Genomic DNA, 17,402 nt, shown 5'->3' with positions numbered 1-17,402 from the left:
ATGGATACCGAAAAAATTGATTACAGGCTTGCAACAAATTCGCAGTCTTGCGCGTCAGTAAGATTGCATAGAGAGGGGGAACCTTCGTGGTGGAGCAGGGACTCATCAGAGCCGCTCAAGCGGGCGATCGCGACGCTCTAATCACCCTATTGCGAGAAATTGAAGGGCATGTATATAAGACGGCCTTCTACATTCTGCATAATGAACAGGATGCTTTGGATGCTTCACAGGAGGCGCTTATCCGCGTGTATACCAAAATAGGTTCTTACGAGGAAAAAGCCCAGTTCAAAACATGGGTACAGCGGATCGTGACCAACATATGTATTGATAAGTTCAGAAGAACGAAACCTACGGTTTCCATTGATGAACATGAGATGGTGTTTCCGGATACACATAATGTGGAACGTGAAGTGTTGTCCGGTTATCTGGCAGAGGATATACGGGAGGCGATAGATCAGCTTCCGGAACATCACCGTACGGTAATCGTACTGAGGTATTTGCAGGATTTTTCTTACAACGAGATTGCAGATTCGCTGGACCTGCCCTTGAATACAGTGAAATCGTACCTGTTCAGGGCTAGGCAGCAACTGCAGAATAGACTTCAGGAGTATCAGAAAGGTGGTGTATCAGGATGAAATGCGCGGAGGTGATTGAATGGATGCACCGCTATCTGGATCATGACTTAAGCCAAGAAGAAATCATAGAAATGTTCCGTCATATCGACAATTGTCCCTCGTGCGCGGATGTTTTTGACCGTCTGAATGTGCTTTCCCAGCAACTTGAGCAGCTTCCGGACGTGAAGCCACCTTTCAGTCTGGTTGATTCGATTTTGCCTCGGCTTGACGAGCTGGATCGTAGTGCCGACCAGGAACCGGTCATGACGAGTACAGAAGAATCGAAGGTTGTTCCGTTCACCCGTAAAAGCACCCGTGGCAAATTCTCCAAGGGCTCATCCCTGGCAACACGGACAGGCATCGGCGCAGTGGCGGCGGCAGTGATACTGCTTATAGCTATTTTTAACATGCCTGACAGTATGCCGGCAGCAGATGTGGATGTGGCACTCAATCAGGCTGCAGATACAAACTCTGGACAGACTATGCAAAAGACTGAAGAGTCGGCAGGATCTGAACCGGGTGCAGTACAGAACGGCAGCGGGGATAGCGTAAATGGCGCAGATAGGGCGGCAGGGATTACAGAAAAGAAAAATAATACGTTTTCGGCTTCCGGGAACAATACTTCCGGCGGTGCTGATGAGATGGTGACTTCATCTATGGCACCAACTCCGGATTCCCCGGCGGTTACACCTGACCCAACCAAACAGCCGGCATCCTTCAAGCGGCAGATCATAGCGGAGCCTGACAAGGACCCTGCCACACCTGCGGTAGAGGATATGAAGATTAGCACTTCTGGTCCGGATACCAGCGGAGCTAAGGATTCTCAGGACAGCCCGCCAAAAAGCGAAGCCGGAGCGAATAATTCCATCAGCGAGTCGCAGCAGTTTCCTTCATCGGAAGAAGCCGGGGTGATGGGCTTGCGCTCGGCACTGGTCGCACCCTCGCCTTTGACATCGCCTGACGGTCGTTTTGGCGCTGAGCTCGCAGGACAGCAGCTTGTACTCTATGCCATACCGGAAGGCGCTGCGAGAGACGATTGGACGGTGCTGACATCACTTCCCCTGGAGGGGGAATGGGTGTCCGGCCAATGGTCGGAAGATAGCCGTGTGTTCACTTATGTGACCCTGAAGAACGGCAATCAAATGACCAAGAGCTATACCGTCCCGGATTCGGTAGTATCTGCGGCACCATCCGGTTCACCATCAGCTTCTTCTACAGCACCTGCGGCTACTCCGGACGCGGCAACGTCTACAAAATAATCGCAGAGTGGAACTTTTTACTCTGTATAGGAATATACTATAGTAAGAGAACAGGAGCTATAGGGTCGTGAGAACCATCGGTATGACCGTCGGCTGGAAAGTTTCTAGAGCTTTTCCTACCGTCGTTTATATAGATGCGCCGCGGAAACGGAGCAACTTTGGCAATGCTGCCGGAGTTGCTCCGTTTTTGCGCAGATATCTGCCGTCTCCACTAGATGTCTATGTTTAAAGATGCTTTTTTGTTACAATATTCAAAGACTGAAATGGAAAAGGAAGTGGCGGGATGGATGCCAAAACGGCGGCCAAAGACATCAAACAAGGAAATGTTTCGCCACTCTACGTGCTGTACGGCAGCGAGAAGTTCCGGATGAATGAATTTGCGGCTTTTCTGGAGGATCATCTGATTGCCAAAGAGGACCGGGATTTTGCTGTCATTCCCTTTGATCTTTCCGAGACGCCGGTGCAGGCGGTTGTGGAAGAAGCGGAGACTGTGCCGTTTATGGTGGAGCGGAAGCTGTTGCTGGTGCGTGACGCCTCCCTGTTCACTGCAGGAAAAGATAATGCCAAAATCGAACATCGCATAGAAGTTCTCAGTGAATATATGCAGCATCCGGCAGAGTTCAGTGTGATCGTCTTCATGGTCAATAATGACAAGCTGGATGAACGGAAAAAAATCGTTAAGATGGCCAAGACTGCAGGGATTGTGCTTGCCTTCAACCCGTTAGGCGCAGAGGAACTGCTGCGCTGGGTCGAGAAGGGATTGCGGGACCGGGGCTGCGTGTCGGCACCGGGTGCCGCTGCGGCTCTTGTGGCCAATGCCGGAACAGGACTGCAGGGATTGTCGGCGGAAATGGATAAGCTGAGCCTGTTCGCAGGCAAGGGCGGGACCGTGGACGCCGCAGCAATTGAGAGCCTTGTACACCGCGGGACCGAACAGAACGTGTTCACGCTGGTAGAGGATATCGCCAATCTGCGCCTGGACAAGGCGCTGAATACACTCTATGAGCTGCTGAAGCAGCGTGAAGAGCCTATTAAGATTGCGGCGCTGATTGCGAGGCAGTTTCGGATGATTTTGCAGGTGAAGGATCTGTCTGCCCAGAGCTACTCACAAGGCCAGATCGCCTCTCAACTGGGGCTGCATCCGTATGCCGTCAAGCTTGCCGGTGAACAGGCGCATAAGTTCGAGAGCCAGCGGCTGCGGCAGATTCTCAGCTTTCTGGCTGACCTGGACTACCAGATGAAGACAGGGGCTATCGACAAGGTGCTAGGTTTGGAGATGTTCATGTTACGGCTGGGAGCCTAAAGGTGAACCGGTGATTTCAAGATTGTAATACCAACAAAAGCCTGCTCCGCAGCGTATGAACGCTAACGGGCAGGCTTTTGTTGGCTATTTCTGCTGAAAAACAAAAAAACCTAACCGTATGCAGCATAGCGGTCAGGTTCTTATAGTGCTCATTATTAATGTCGCCCTTGGCTTAGGCTTGAGCCTTAAGAGCGTTCAATTTCTTCGCCAAGCGGGATTTTTTGCGGGCAGCCGCATTTTTATGAACCAGGCCTTTAGTTACAGCCTTGTCCAGCTTTTTGGAAGCAGCTTGGAAAGCAGCTTGAGCAGTTTCCACTTCAGTACCAGTCAGAGCTACATCAGCAGTTTTCACAGCTGTACGAAGCGCGGATTTCTGGGAAGCGTTCAGTGCACGGCGTTTTTCGGCCGTCTTGACGCGTTTTACCGCGGATTTGATATTTGGCATTGCATTCACCTCCTGAAAGACATTCGAAATCATCAAATGATTCACAACTTAAAATAGTTTAGCATGACCGCACACAAAATGCAAGACTAATGCTTTTAATTTAACCCATTTCGGCTTGAATAAAGCAAGGCCTTCACTCGCACACTATCATCAATATGGATAAGGAGGCTGAACTAATAATGGAACTGGATCTTCAGCTATATTCGGTACGCACAGATTTGGCGCTGGAAGCCAAAGAGATGGCTCAGGGACCGCAAAAAACGCCTATTCCCGGTGTAAACGAAGAGGTAGAGGAAGCGGATGGCATTAAGGTCACCCGTCTTGCCGTAGCGAATAATGCAGGCTCACAGGCCATTGGACGCGCCATAGGAAACTACGTGACGCTGGAGGTTCCGGCACTTCGCGGCGGCGACACTGGTCTTTCGCAGAAGGTATCCGTGGTTTTTGCCAGAGAATTTGAACAGTTCATGGACAGAATCGGTATTGACCGCGACTCGTCGGTGCTGATTGTCGGCCTTGGCAACTGGAATGTGACTCCGGATTCACTGGGACCGCTCGTTGTGGAGAATTCGCTGGTTACACGCCAGTTCTACGAGCTGGTTCCCGATCAAGTCTCTCCGGGTTACCGCAAGGTGAGCGCAATTGCACCAGGTGTGCTGGGGCTGACCGGTATTGAATCCAGTGAAGTGGTCCAGGGAATCGTGGACCGTACGAAGCCCGACGTGATTATCGCGATAGATGCACTGGCATCCCGTTCACTGGAACGAATTAATACGACCATTCAAATCGCCGATATCGGCATCCATCCCGGTTCTGGAATTGGCAATAAACGCCGGGGGCTAACCAAGGAAATTCTCGGGATTCCCTGTATTGCAATCGGCGTTCCTACCGTCTGCTATGCTTCAACCATCGTGAATAATGTGCTGGAGATGATGAGCAGGCATTTCGGGCAGGTTGGAGCCGGAGCCGCCCACACCAAAGAAATTATGGGCATGCTGGACGACATCTCTGAACAGGAACGGCTGTCGCTCGTCAAAGAAGTGCTGGAACCGCTCGGACATGATCTGATTGTTACGCCGAAGGAAATTGATGAATTTATCGAAGAAATCGCCAACATCGTAGCCAGCGGACTGAATGCTGCGTTGCATGAAGCTGTGGATCCGGGCAACGTGGGAGCGTATACCCACTGAGAACTGTCCTTCGGTATACTATGCCTGCCCAGTCTGCCTGCCGGCTGCGGTTGGGCTTTTTTTTGATGGATGAACAATACTTTATTAAGAGGGACTGGTTAAGCAGGTCTTCCTTTTCTCTCATTTCAGGTTCTACCATTCCTCTTCCGCTCATAGATTGGGAGTATAAGAGATTACAGAGGGCTGGAGGAGGACATAACAATAATGAACAGAAAATGGTTTCAGCTATGGAATATCGGCCGGCTGCGGGGGAAGCTGTTGGATATTCTGTCGCTGGGGAGAACAATGCTGCTGCTGGCCGGAGGTTCGCTTGTATTTTTTATGCTGCTTGGAGCCGGTGGATTGGCCGGTCAAAAGCTGAACTCTTCACCCATTCCCTCAATGAAAGGGTTGGCAGCTTCCTTATCCAGCGGGTTTTTTATGGAACTGCTCGGTATGGAGGTTCCCCACCTGCCGAAAGGTGAAGAGCCGTCTGCATTTTCGGGTAAAAACGTAACCTCCTTCGTCTTTCGGATGCTGACCAGTGTGGACCCCGGCGACCCGAAAAGCCTGCTCTCCCGTGAGGTTCCGGGCCTGGCTGCGGATGATCCGTTTCTGCTGCGTCTGGGCTCTGGCGGGGCTAAGGATGCTCCCGCGGACTACCATCCGGGAACGGATGAGCTGGCAACTGGAGATACCGGTGGGAATGGTAAAGGGGATGAGACAGGAACAGAAGCGGGGTCAGGCGGAACAGAACCTGCGAGTGACGGATCGGACGAGCCGGATGGCGGTGAAACGGCCGCGCCGCAGCCTGAGCCTTCCATCGCACCGGATTCATCAGGCGGCAACGACAGTCAGGTCTCACCCGGCAACAGCCAGGATACTTCGATCAAACGGATCTTAATCTATCATTCCCATCCCCGCGAGGCCTATAATCCGCTGCTGGGGGTAGAGAGTGACAATCCAAGCTCCGCTATACCTTCCAAAAATGTAATGCTGGTAGGCTCATATATTACCAAAAGACTGGAGCAGCGCGGAATTGGTACTGTTCATAAACAAGAAGATTACGCCACAAAGGTACCGGATTATAATTGGAACTTTTCCTATAAATATTCAAGAATGACTGTCAAGGCTGTGCTAAGTGCCAACCAGGAAATGAACGAAATGATTGATATCCATCGTGATTCGCAGCGGCATGGCAAAACCACAGCCGTCATAGAGGGAAAAAGTTACGCTCAGGTGTATTTTATCCTCGGTCATGCGAATAAAGATTGGAAGAGGAATGAGGCGTTCGCCAACAAAATTCATCAGCTGCTCGAAAAAAACTATCCGGGTGTTTCCCGTGGCATCTGGGGCAAGTCCTCCGGGAATGGCAATAATGGTGAGTATAATCAGACTCTTTCTCCTAACAGTGTATTAATTGAGGTGGGCGGTATCGACAATTCTGCAGATGAACTGAAGCGGACGGCGGATATTTTGGCGGATGCTATCGCCGATGTGTACTGGAGCAGCCATGATGCGGAGAAAGCGGCGGCACCTGATGCCGGAGCAGACACCGGGAAGCAGAGTGACTGATTCGTAAAGTAGAAAGGAGTGCATGAGATGTCGCGGTTTGGTAAAAAACTGGTCGTAGTCGGCATATCGTTGGGGATCGGCATATTGGCAGGCATGCAGTTCAGCAGCAGCTTGGGTACAAATGCTTCTACAGTACTGCCTGGCTGGAATGGTGCAACCGGGACAGCTCAAACTGCCCCTGCTGGCCAGAAGACTAAGGCGCATTCTGTCCCAGTGGCAGGTTTGACGCAAGGCGGGCAAGCCTATATGTATGTTCCTGTGGTTGTAGACCCGGTTACTGGCGCGTACTCGGTTGTCCCGGTGCAGCCGCAAACCCCTGCGGGCCAGAGCGCAGCCGGCAATCTGCCGCAGCAGGAGGTTCAGGACTACAGCAGTATGAGTCCGGAACAGATTCTTATCCCTGAAGAGCAGAAGCCCACAGTGGACAAGCTTGCCGACAAAACAGCGGGGCTGCTGCAAGAAGCGTCACAAAAGAGCATCCGCTGGGTGGTCTCGCTGTTCGATTCCGCGGAGAAATAGACTGACTCGGACCCCGCAATGCGGCCCATGTGAATTCTTGATTCGTTCAAAAAAGCGGATTCACCTCCCTCAGGGGATGGAGAATCCGCTTTTTTCTCTGCCGCAGACCTTTTCTTGGAGCGTTCGGGGCAGGCGGGATTGATGGGTGAAGCGCGTACTGTTATAATAAGTGGATTAACATTAGGCTGTCTGTGGGGGTAAGGAATGACTGACGTTCAGAAAAGACAACAACAAATCCGCAATTTCTCGATTATTGCACATATAGACCATGGTAAATCGACACTGGCCGACCGCATTTTGGAATACACAGGCGCGCTTACTTCGCGCGAAATGCAGGAGCAGGTGCTGGACCAGATGGATCTGGAGCGCGAACGCGGCATCACCATCAAGCTGCAGGCTGTGCGCTTGACCTATCGTGCCGATGATGGACAGGATTATTATCTCAACCTGATTGACACACCGGGGCATGTCGATTTCACGTATGAAGTTTCCCGCAGTCTTGCGGCCTGTGAAGGCGCACTTCTGGTGGTAGACGCTGCACAGGGAATTGAAGCCCAGACCCTGGCCAACGTATATCTGGCGCTGGACAACAACCTGGAAATTCTGCCGGTTATCAACAAGATTGACCTGCCGAATGCTGATCCTGACCGGGTGAAGCAGGAAATTGAGGATGTCATCGGACTGGATACCAGCGAAGCGGTACTTGCTTCCGCCAAAGCTGGTATCGGCATCAAGGAAATCCTGGAACAGGTAGTGAAGCAGGTTCCTGCACCCACTGGAAATTCCGAAGAACCGCTGAAGGCGCTGATTTTTGACTCTCACTATGATCCGTACAAAGGTGTTATCGTCTATGTGCGTGTTATTGATGGCAGTATCCGCGCCGGTTCGAAGATTAAGATGATGGCAACGGACAAGACCTTTGAGGTTATTGAGGTCGGTGCGTTCATGCCGCGTATGAGCATCGTATCCGAACTTAACATCGGTGATGTTGGTTTCATCGTAGCCGGAATCAAGCATGTCGGCGATACCCGCGTGGGTGATACCGTAACAGATGCCAAGAATCCGACACCGGAGCCGCTGCCGGGTTACCGCAAGATCAACCCGATGGTCTATTGTGGTCTCTATCCGATCGAAACCTCGGATTACAATGACTTGCGCGAAGCACTGGAGAAATTGCAGCTCAACGATGCTTCTCTCAGCTTTGAGCCGGAAAGCTCAAGCGCGCTGGGCTTTGGCTTCCGTTGCGGCTTCCTTGGACTCTTGCACATGGAGATTATTCAGGAGCGGATTGAGCGTGAATTCAATCTGCCGCTGATCACCACGGCACCAAGCGTAATTTACCGCATTAAGCTGACCAACGGTGAGATCATTCAGATCGACAACCCGTCGCATTATCCGGAGATTGGCACGATCGACTATATTGAAGAGCCGTATGTCAAAGCCGGAATCATTGTGCCGAATGATTACGTAGGTACGGTTATGGAGCTGTGCCAGAACAAACGCGGTGAATTCGTCAATATGGAGTATCTGGACACAAGCCGCGTCACCATCACATATGAGATTCCATTGTCCGAGATTGTCTATGACTTCTTTGACCAGCTGAAATCAGGAACGAAAGGCTATGCTTCCTACGATTATGAAGTATCGGGCTACCGCCAGTCGAACCTGGTTAAGATGGACATTCTGCTAAATAATGAGCAGGTGGATGCCTTGTCATTCATCGTCCACCGTGACCGCGCTTATAACCGCGGCCGCATCATTTGTGAGAAGCTGCGCGGGATCATTCCGCGGCAAATGTTCGAGGTGCCGATTCAGGCTTCTGTCGGAACAAAAGTCGTGGCCCGCGAGACCGTTAAGGCGATGCGCAAGAACGTGCTGGCCAAATGCTACGGCGGTGACATTTCGCGTAAGCGGAAGCTGCTGGAGAAGCAGAAGGAAGGCAAGAAGCGCATGAAGCAGGTCGGCAGCGTTGAAGTGCCGCAGGAAGCGTTCATGGCGGTGCTTAAGATTGACGAGTAGCTGTAAGGCGAGCTCCGGCTCGTACTGAGTAACAATCGTTAGTGTGTTCTGACGGGAAGCCTGATGGCTTCCCTTTTCTGGCTAAATAGCTTGAACTTTGAAATATACAACCAGGGAAAAGTGGCGGAAGAGAAGTTTGGAACTGTAGGAGCGAATGCGTCCGCCTTTGTCTGCGGATTTCCACCGCGAACAGCGGTACAAATCAAGAAATCTGCAGACAACAGCGGCCGGAAGTCCAAACATTCTCAGTAGTCACGACCATTCCCGAAGTAGAACCATCACAAGTTCAATCTATATAGATATATATTTTAATAATTTTGAACAAAGGAGACAGCTATGACAAACCTGAATAATGGCCGTCCCCCAGAGGCCGTATACATTCATATCCCTTTCTGCACCAATAAATGTTTTTACTGCGATTTCAATTCCTACGTCCTGAAGGATCAGCCGGTCATGGATTACCTGCAAGCGCTGGACCGGGAGATGGAACTTACGGTGAAGAATACTCCGCCTGGTGTGATCAAGACGATTTTTGTCGGCGGGGGAACACCTACGGTGCTGAAGCCGGATGAAATGGCCTATTTTCTAAAATCGGTCCGCACACATTTCCCCCAGTGGGATGAGAATATAGAGTTCTCTATGGAAGCTAACCCTGGTACCACAGATCAAGATAAGCTTGCAGTCATGAAGGAAGGCGGCGTCAACCGGGTCAGCTTTGGCGTACAGGCTTTTCAGAATGAGCTGCTAAGCGGCATTGGGCGCATTCATAACGTGGATGATGTCTACCGCAGTCTGGAGAACGCGCGCAGTGTGGGTCTGCATAATCTGTCGGTAGATCTCATGTTCGGACTGCCGAACCAGACCGTCGATATGCTGAGGGAGAGTATAACCAAGGCACTGGAGCTAAATTTGCCGCATTATTCAATTTATAGCCTCAAGGTCGAGGAGAATACACTGTTCCATACCCTCTTCAACAAGAACAAGCTTCCGCTGCCCAGCGAAGAGGATGAACTGGAGATGTACCTCCTGCTGATGTCTACTATGGAAGCTGCAGGTTACGGGCAATATGAGATCAGCAACTTTGCCAAGCCGGGAATGGAGAGCCGCCACAATATTACGTATTGGCGTAATGAGGATTACTATGGCCTAGGGGCCGGGGCGCATGGATATGTGAAACGGCAGCGGCATATGAATATCAAGGGTGTCAATCCGTACATTGAAGCTTCACTTAAGGGACTGCCGCGTCTGGACAGCTTCAGGGTCTCCGAGCAGGAGGCGATGGAGGACTTCATGATGGTTGGCCTACGCATGCGTGAGGGGGTGTCGGATCAAGCGTTCCAGGCACAGTTCGGGAAGTCTCTGCAGGATATTTTTGGAGGATCGCTGAATAAAATGCTTGCCGCCGGCTTGCTCGAGCAGGATGGAGACATCTATCGTCTAAGCAAGCAGGGTATCCTGTTCGGGAACGATGTTTTCGGTGAATTTGTCGGGGCTTTGACAGAGGTTTAATTTTAAAATACCTCTTGAATTGTAATTCACTCTGTTGTATATTTATTCATATTAACAACAAGGGGTGAGTCAAAGTGCTTGTCAAAACGGAGAAGGTCCGCCAGTCGGCTCCTGCGGGAGACCACAAGGTGATATGCAGAAATGCTACGGTGGAGGATGTAGAGCCGCTGTATTTAATGATAGAAGAATACGCTCAGAGCGGAATTATGCTTCCCCGTTCCAGGCAAGCACTGACCCGCCAGATTGACCAGTTCGTGATTGCCGAATTAGACGGCAAATTCATCGGCTGCGGATCGCTGTTCAGACTGGGCGCTGATCTCGTAGAGGTCCGTTCGATCGGATTGCGTGATGAGGGTAAAGGCAAAGGCGTGGGTTCGATGATCCTGGAGAAGCTGACGGAAGAAGCCAAACGCCAGAAGATTCCCAAGATTATGGCGCTGACCTATGCAGTGGATTTTTTTCTCAGAAACGGCTTTACCGTCGTGGAGAAAGAGATTTTCCCGGAGAAGGTCTGGACCGATTGCGTGAACTGCAAGAAGCAGCATGCCTGCGATGAAATCGCCGTGCTGAAGAAGCTGGATTAATAACCGAGAGGCATTAGCCTTCGGGTTTACCTTATATAATACAAAACCACTTTTCTGCAGGCCGAAGCCGTTTGCGGAAGAGTGGTTTTTTTGATGCTTTTGATAACCATCGAATGAATGAGGCCAAAGAAGAATTTGGCGGCAACGAACGTGAAGCTTATGCGTATAGCCGATGGGTTATTTCACATATATCAGCTTACGCTGCTCTTCCACCAGTCTTGCAAGTTCAGGTGTAGCATAACAGGAAGGATGGAAGGCTTCGAACATCGTGTTATATGTAATTCTTCTGCTGGAGCCATCGGTCATTTCAATTTCAAGCCAGTATTTATCTCCTACCCATTGTTTGGTCTCTTTCGACAACTGGTCAAACGGGATGTATTTGAGCTTCGGATACTCCCGGATAAATACGGCGTTAGCCTCAGGTGTGAAATCTTTCAGAGGACTCCCGTCCATGCCGCTGGTAAAACGGACGGTCTTGATTTTGCCTTCAATATCAAGCAGGTCGTTCATCGTTTGGGCAGACGGATTATCGGTAGCCTCATACAGCCTTTCACCTGCCATTAACCGGGCCGAGGTTTTATACCCTTTTACTGCGTAGAGTGGTGTTCCCACTTCCAGCACTGTGGCGTCTCCATTCTGCATGGGATTGCGCGGACACTGATGATCGGCTTTGCGGTAGTTGATTTTACCGATACGGTCTCCTGTTTTCAACCCGCTGATGTCTCCGTCGTTATTATCCATGTAGGTAATGTCATTCCATCGGAGGACAGAAGCATAGTCTACATCACCGTAATAACATTTGTACGGCCCCATTTTCTCCGGCATCCCACCCGGCATGCAGCCTGACAGTATAAGAGCGGCCATCATCATGCTAAATGCAGCGAGTAACCATCGTTTTAGTGACTTCATTTCACACCCCCATAAATAACAGACGAAGGAGTGGGGAATTGGTTGCGGAATGCATACTGAAATATGGATTTATCTTGAATAAAATGTAACTCTGGTTTATCCTTTTAATTAGGACGTTCGTTCAATTTCATCAAGGAAGGTAGTATTATGAATAAAAGGCATTATGACAGTGAGGAGACCCGGTCACTTATTGCAGACAAGGCGGCGCGGCTCTTTGCGCAAAAAGGTTTTTCCGGAACTTCAATCGCTGATATTTCCAGAGAGTCCGGCTGCAGCAAGGGGCATATTTATTATCATTTTGAAAATAAAGAGAAGCTCTTTGTCTATCTCGCTCTGGAAACGATGCGTTCCTGGAAAGAACGGTGGGAGGAGGTTTCCGTAAATTATGGAACGGCTGTAGAGAAGCTCTACGCAATGGCTCATTTCGTCCAGAACAACTTTAAAACGCCGCTTTTGCAGGCTGGACAGGAATTAGGCAGCAACCCGGCGACTTCACCAGAGACAGTAGCACAACTGAGAGGGCTCGCTTCAACGCCTATGCATGCTTATTATGAAATATTCAAGCTGGGATTGGAGAACGGAGAATTCGATCTCACTGAAGCGGAGCTTACGTCTACGGGTTTCTTGTTCGGAACATTGCTCGGCGGGCTGTGTCAATATTTGTATACGATGGAGTCTATAGCGTTAGAGGGACTTTTCCAGCGCAGTGTGACTGTTTTTGTGGATGGGATTCGAAGTAAAGGGTAAAAGGCAGTAAGTGCCTTCTGCTTAGTTAGATTAGAACGAACGTACTATTTTGTTCCACTGTAGTGAATTGATACACACATACATAGGTAAGGAGAGATGAGAAATGGTAAAGATTACACGGGTAGGGATCGTTACCGGAGGTGCTTCAGGTATTGGCAAGGCCTTGTGCAAAGAGCTTTTAACAAGAGGGGTGTACATTGTTATCGCTGATCTGAACGCGGAGGAAGGGCTCAGGACGGCGGCTGAACTTGAGCGGATGGGCGGGGAGTGCCGCTTCATTCCGGTGGATGTCACTGATGGAACTGCGGTAAAAGCAATGGTAGATGGTATTTACCGGGATTTTGGGCGTTTGGATTATATGTTCAACAATGCGGGAATTGCGATGTACGGGGAGATTGGGGATATGACACAGCAGAACTGGCAAAGGATCGTGGATGTGAATCTGTGGGGAGTCATTCATGGGGTGCAGGCAGCCTATCCTTTAATGATGAAGCAAGGTTTCGGGTACATAGCCAATACGGCTTCTGCAGCCGGTCTCGGACCTGCTCCTGGAAGTGGTGCTTATTCCGCGACCAAGCATGCGGTGGTGGGGCTGACGACTTCTCTGCATTATGAGGCAGAGGTATACGGTGTCAAGGTAAGCTGCTTGTGTCCGGCATTTGTCGACACGCCGATTTTTGAAAGCGGTGAGGCAGTACATATGGATAAGAAGAAAGTATTGACCCAGGTGAAAACAAAAGCTTATGACACCCGAGTATTTTGCCGCTCTAGCGTGTAAAGGCTTGGAGAGAAATGAAGCGCTGGTGAACCCGATGCCGCTGCGCCGGACGATGGATATTATGTTTACGCTTTTTCCTTTTCTGCACCGCAAGGTAATGCAACTGGTCTGCCATACAGCGCGGGAAGCCCGGCTCGGCTGAAATGGGCGAAGCGAAGATATTGAACTGACTTGACAATGCCAAGGTCAGTTTGGTATTTTTGTATTAGTGGTTAGCACTCATCTGACTAGAGTGCTAACGAATCGGGAGCCGCAGCCGACAGGAGGGGATTTGCATGTTAACCGAACGCCAGAGAATGATATTGAATGCCATCGTAGATGATTACATTACTTCTGCCGAGCCGGTTGGTTCGCGAAGCATTTCCAAACGGGGAGATGTAGGCTATAGTCCTGCAACCATCCGTAACGAAATGGCCGACTTGGAGGATCTGGGCTATCTGGAACAGCCTCATACTTCTGCAGGCCGGATTCCTTCCCATAAGGGCTACCGCTATTATGTGGACCATCTGGTTCCATGGAATTCGGCTGAATCGGCGGAAATGGGCACGATCCGTGAATTTTTTGCCGAGAAGCTTAATGCCACGGAGCAGGTTATCCAGCATGCGGCAATGATATTATCTAATATGACGAATTACACTTCCATCCTTTTGGGGCCGGAGGTTTTTCATACTTCATTGCGCCATTTTCAGCTGCTGCCGCTGGATGACAATACCGCTGTGGCGATCATTGTTACAAGCACCGGCCAGGTAGAGAATAAGACCGTAAGTATTCCACCGGGAATTTCTCTGTCCGAGATGGAGAAAGTAGTTAACCTGCTCAACAGCAAGCTGGTGAATGTTCCGCTCTATAAGCTGAAGAGCCAGCTGTATTCCGAGCTTGGGGAGGAAATGCAGCGCCACATCTCCCACTATGAGGAATTAATGAAGGTACTGGACACGGCACTCGAAAGTGACCATGAACAGCGTATCTATCTCAGTGGAGCGACTAATATGCTTACCCAGCCGGAGTTCAAGGACGTCGATAAGGTGAAGAATATTCTCGACCTGCTGGAAGAAACGCCTACACTCCTCAAAATGCTTACTCCCGCATCCGGGGGGACCGGAATGCAGGTGCGTATCGGCATGGAGAACAAGCATGAGGCTTTTGCCAACTGTAGTCTGATTACTGCCACGTACTCGCTGGACGGGAAGGCGCTTGGGAGCATTGGTATCCTGGGTCCGACCCGGATGGAATATGCGCGCGTAATGGGCATACTGGGGATTCTGTCCCGGGATTTGACAGCGATGCTGGCACACTGGTATAAGTGAACAGAGCGTAATTGATTTCGTGAATGATTTTAAGGAGGTGAAGACAACTTGAAAGAGGAAAAGATTCAGGATACTAATGAAATTAAGGATCAGGCAATACATGAGAATCAGGCTGCCGATGAGGCTGAAACAGCCCCTGAGAATGGTGCAGCAGCTTCGGAAGAGGCCTTCGAGGAGGCTTCGGGAACTGGAGAAGCAGCAAGACGCCTGCAGGAGCTGGCCGAAGAATATCAAGGACGTACGCTGCGTGTGCAGGCCGATTTTGACAACTTCCGCCGCCGTACCCAGAAGGAAAAAGAGGAACTGGCACAGTATGCCACAGCCAAGCTGGTAGGTGAACTGATTCCGGTACTCGATAACTTCGAACGCGCAATTGCCACAGTTCCGGCCAGTCCGGAATTTGAGGCCTTTAACAAAGGTGTGAATATGATTTTCCAGCAGCTGGAAGGGATTTTGAAGTCTGAAGGCCTTACAGCCATGGAATCGGTAGGACAGCCTTTCAACCCTGAATACCATCAGGCCATCATGCAGGTGGAGAGCGAGGAGCACGAGGAAGGCATCGTGACGGAAGAGGTCCAAAAGGGCTATCTCCTGAAGGATAAGGTTCTTCGTCCAGCCATGGTCAAAGTCAGCATGTAGTCCTGTCTATATATGCCGGTTGTAAATGAGTTCCAATCCATTACTTAATAGAAAATCCAACTGGAGCCAAGGCTCCATATCATTTTGAGGAGGCACATTACTGTGAGTAAAGTTATCGGTATTGACTTAGGAACCACCAACTCTTGCGTGGCGGTTATGGAAGGCGGCGAAGCTGTCGTAATTCCAAATCCGGAAGGTGCGCGTACAACCCCATCGGTTGTAGGCTTCAAGAAAGACGGCGAGCGTATCGTCGGCGAAACAGCTAAACGGCAGGCCATTACGAATCCGGACCGCACCATCGCTTCCATCAAACGTCACATGGGCACGAACCACAAAGAAAGCATTGACGGCAAAGACTACTCTCCACAAGAGATCTCGGCCATGATTCTGCAAAAGCTGAAATTCGATGCTGAAGCTTATCTGGGCCAAACTGTTACTCAAGCGGTTATCACCGTTCCAGCCTACTTCAATGATAGCCAGCGTCAGGCAACCAAGGATGCAGGCAAAATTGCCGGTCTGGAAGTTCTGCGTATCGTGAACGAACCAACAGCAGCGGCTCTTGCATACGGTCTGGAGAAATCTGAAGACCAAACCATCCTCGTCTATGACCTTGGTGGTGGTACATTCGACGTATCCATTCTTGAACTGGGCGACGGCTTCTTCGAAGTAAAAGCTACAAGCGGTGACAACCGTCTTGGCGGCGACGACTTTGACCAAGTGGTTATGGACTTCCTCGTAGCTGAATTCAAAAAAGAGCAGGGCATTGACCTTAGCAAAGATAAAGCAGCAGTACAACGTCTGAAGGATGCCGCGGAAAAAGCGAAAAAAGAACTGTCCGGCGTACTGACTACTACGGTATCCCTTCCGTTCATCACGGTTGTTGACGGCGTGCCTCAGCACCTTGAAATCAACCTGACCCGTGCGAAATTCGACGAGCTGACTGCAGGTCTGGTTGAACGTACACTGGGACCTACCCGCCAAGCTTTGAGCGATGCAGGCATGACTCCTGCTGATCTGAACAGAATCGTACTCGTGGGCGGTTCCACACGTATTCCTGCCGTACAAGATGCGATCAAGAAGCTTACCGGTAAAGAGCCTCACAAAGGCGTTAATCCGGATGAAGTGGTAGCCCTTGGTGCAGCCGTTCAAGCGGGTGTATTGACTGGTGACGTAAAAGACGTGGTATTGCTTGACGTAACTCCACTGTCCCTGGGTATTGAAACTGCGGGTGGCGTGTTCACGAAGATGATCGAACGCAATACTACGATCCCTACAAGCAAATCGCAGGTCTTCTCGACCTTTGCCGACAACCAGCCAAGCGTGGAAATTCACGTACTGCAGGGTGAACGCCAGATGGCGAACGGCAACAAGACCCTGGGACGCTTCATGCTGAACGAGATTCCACCGGCACCACGCGGCGTACCGCAAATCGAAGTTACCTTCGATATTGACGCCAACGGTATCGTAAACGTATCGGCAACGGATAAGGGCACCAACAAGAGCCAGAAGATCACCATCACTTCTTCCAGCGGCCTGAGTGACGCAGAAGTAGAACAAATGATGAAGGATGCCGAGCTGCACGCTGAGGAAGACCGCAAGCGCAAAGAATTGGTAGAAGCGAAGAACTCCGCTGACCAACTCGTGTATTCTACAGATAAGGTAATCAAAGACCTGGGCGATAAAGTGGACGCTTCTGAAGTAGATAAAGCGAACGCTGCTAAGGATAAGCTGAAAGCTGCTCTGGAAACTGACAACCTGGAAGAAATCAACGCGGCTACAGAAGCGTTGACCGAGATTGTACAGCAATTGTCCGTGAAGCTGTATGAACAGGCGGCACAGGCTGAACAAGGCGCAGAAGGCGGCCAGGGAGCTTCTGAAGGCGCGAAGAAAGACAATGTTGTAGATGCTGACTACGAGGTTGTTGACGACGAGAAGAATCAAGGGTAACCTTAGACGATAAGTTTATTTTGAACGAAGGGAAGGTCAAGACCGGGGCATCCCGTGTTTTGACTTTCCTTTTAACATG

The 17,402-nt window shown here is 50.4% G+C and carries 16 protein-coding genes and 1 pseudogene; 15 read left to right on the top strand and 2 right to left on the bottom strand.

Going from position 1 to position 17,402, the window contains the following annotated elements; genetic code table 11:
* Positions 1-86: 86 nt before the first annotated feature.
* The 4 genes from A3844_RS05125 to holA all read left to right on the top strand — a co-directional run bounded on the left by A3844_RS05125 (position 87) and on the right by holA (position 3,176).
* Positions 87-635: an RNA polymerase sigma factor gene (locus A3844_RS05125; protein ID WP_074086301.1), complete on the top strand. Its 549-nt coding sequence runs from the start codon at positions 87-89 to the stop codon at positions 633-635.
* Positions 632-1,873, top strand: coding sequence for an anti-sigma factor family protein (locus A3844_RS05120; RefSeq protein ID WP_074106774.1), 1,242 nt, complete (start codon positions 632-634; stop codon positions 1,871-1,873). The genes A3844_RS05125 and A3844_RS05120 overlap by 4 nt, the downstream gene beginning before the upstream one ends.
* A gap of 67 nt (positions 1,874-1,940) precedes the next feature.
* Positions 1,941-2,102, top strand: a complete 162-nt coding sequence (locus A3844_RS32680) for a hypothetical protein (protein ID WP_167374627.1) — start codon at positions 1,941-1,943, stop codon at positions 2,100-2,102.
* Positions 2,103-2,156: 54 nt separating this feature from the next.
* Positions 2,157-3,176, top strand: coding sequence for a DNA polymerase III subunit delta (holA, locus tag A3844_RS05115; RefSeq protein WP_074106773.1), 1,020 nt, complete (start codon positions 2,157-2,159; stop codon positions 3,174-3,176).
* A 172-nt stretch (positions 3,177-3,348) separates the two neighbouring features.
* On the opposite strand, the gene rpsT is transcribed toward holA, so the two are convergent.
* The gene (gene rpsT / locus A3844_RS05110; RefSeq protein ID WP_074086304.1) at positions 3,349-3,621 is read right to left on the bottom strand and encodes a 30S ribosomal protein S20; all 273 of its coding nucleotides are present in this window, start codon (positions 3,619-3,621) and stop codon (positions 3,349-3,351) included.
* A gap of 179 nt (positions 3,622-3,800) precedes the next feature.
* Between rpsT and gpr the strand changes: the two genes are divergently transcribed.
* The 6 genes from gpr to A3844_RS05075 all read left to right on the top strand — a co-directional run bounded on the left by gpr (position 3,801) and on the right by A3844_RS05075 (position 10,996).
* Positions 3,801-4,811 (top strand): GPR endopeptidase, encoded by a 1,011-nt coding sequence (gene gpr / locus A3844_RS05105; RefSeq protein ID WP_074086305.1) that lies wholly within the window; start codon positions 3,801-3,803, stop codon positions 4,809-4,811.
* Between the two features lie 204 nt (positions 4,812-5,015).
* Positions 5,016-6,365: a stage II sporulation protein P gene (locus A3844_RS05100; protein ID WP_074086306.1), complete on the top strand. Its 1,350-nt coding sequence runs from the start codon at positions 5,016-5,018 to the stop codon at positions 6,363-6,365.
* 27 nt (positions 6,366-6,392) lie between these two features.
* A complete protein-coding gene (locus tag A3844_RS05095) occupies positions 6,393-6,884 on the top strand; it encodes a hypothetical protein (protein WP_074086307.1) in 492 nt (163 codons plus the stop codon).
* Between the two features lie 204 nt (positions 6,885-7,088).
* Complete coding sequence (gene lepA, locus A3844_RS05090; protein WP_074086308.1) at positions 7,089-8,903, top strand: translation elongation factor 4; 1,815 nt, start codon at positions 7,089-7,091, stop codon at positions 8,901-8,903.
* Positions 8,904-9,239: 336 nt separating this feature from the next.
* Complete coding sequence (hemW, locus tag A3844_RS05080; RefSeq protein ID WP_074086309.1) at positions 9,240-10,412, top strand: radical SAM family heme chaperone HemW; 1,173 nt, start codon at positions 9,240-9,242, stop codon at positions 10,410-10,412.
* A gap of 74 nt (positions 10,413-10,486) precedes the next feature.
* Entirely contained in the window at positions 10,487-10,996 is a 510-nt protein-coding gene (locus A3844_RS05075; RefSeq protein WP_143186285.1) for an N-acetyltransferase, read from the top strand.
* Positions 10,997-11,173: 177 nt separating this feature from the next.
* On the opposite strand, the gene A3844_RS05070 is transcribed toward A3844_RS05075, so the two are convergent.
* Positions 11,174-11,905 carry a hypothetical protein gene (locus A3844_RS05070; RefSeq protein ID WP_143191996.1) on the bottom strand — a complete coding sequence of 244 codons (732 nt, stop codon included), beginning with the start codon at positions 11,903-11,905 and terminating at the stop codon, positions 11,174-11,176.
* Between the two features lie 147 nt (positions 11,906-12,052).
* Here A3844_RS05070 and A3844_RS05065 point away from each other — a divergent pair, with 147 nt between their 5' ends.
* The 5 genes and pseudogenes from A3844_RS05065 (at position 12,053) to dnaK (ending at position 17,323) form a co-directional block, all read left to right on the top strand.
* On the top strand, positions 12,053-12,652 hold the full coding sequence (locus tag A3844_RS05065) for a TetR family transcriptional regulator C-terminal domain-containing protein (protein ID WP_074106771.1): 600 nt from the start codon (positions 12,053-12,055) through the stop codon (positions 12,650-12,652).
* A gap of 103 nt (positions 12,653-12,755) precedes the next feature.
* A pseudogene (locus A3844_RS05060) lies at positions 12,756-13,572 on the top strand (SDR family NAD(P)-dependent oxidoreductase).
* A 133-nt stretch (positions 13,573-13,705) separates the two neighbouring features.
* The gene (hrcA, locus tag A3844_RS05055) at positions 13,706-14,737 is read left to right on the top strand and encodes a heat-inducible transcriptional repressor HrcA (protein ID WP_074101911.1); all 1,032 of its coding nucleotides are present in this window, start codon (positions 13,706-13,708) and stop codon (positions 14,735-14,737) included.
* Between the two features lie 48 nt (positions 14,738-14,785).
* Entirely contained in the window at positions 14,786-15,376 is a 591-nt protein-coding gene (grpE, locus tag A3844_RS05050; protein ID WP_244169680.1) for a nucleotide exchange factor GrpE, read from the top strand.
* A gap of 102 nt (positions 15,377-15,478) precedes the next feature.
* Positions 15,479-17,323: a molecular chaperone DnaK gene (dnaK, locus tag A3844_RS05045; protein ID WP_074106770.1), complete on the top strand. Its 1,845-nt coding sequence runs from the start codon at positions 15,479-15,481 to the stop codon at positions 17,321-17,323.
* Positions 17,324-17,402 lie beyond the last annotated feature (79 nt).

It is taken from the genome of Paenibacillus helianthi, assembly GCF_001909055.1.
Classification (GTDB): Bacteria; Bacillota; Bacilli; order Paenibacillales; family Paenibacillaceae; genus Paenibacillus_AQ; species Paenibacillus_AQ helianthi.
This window is presented reverse-complemented; position numbering and strand designations above follow the sequence as displayed.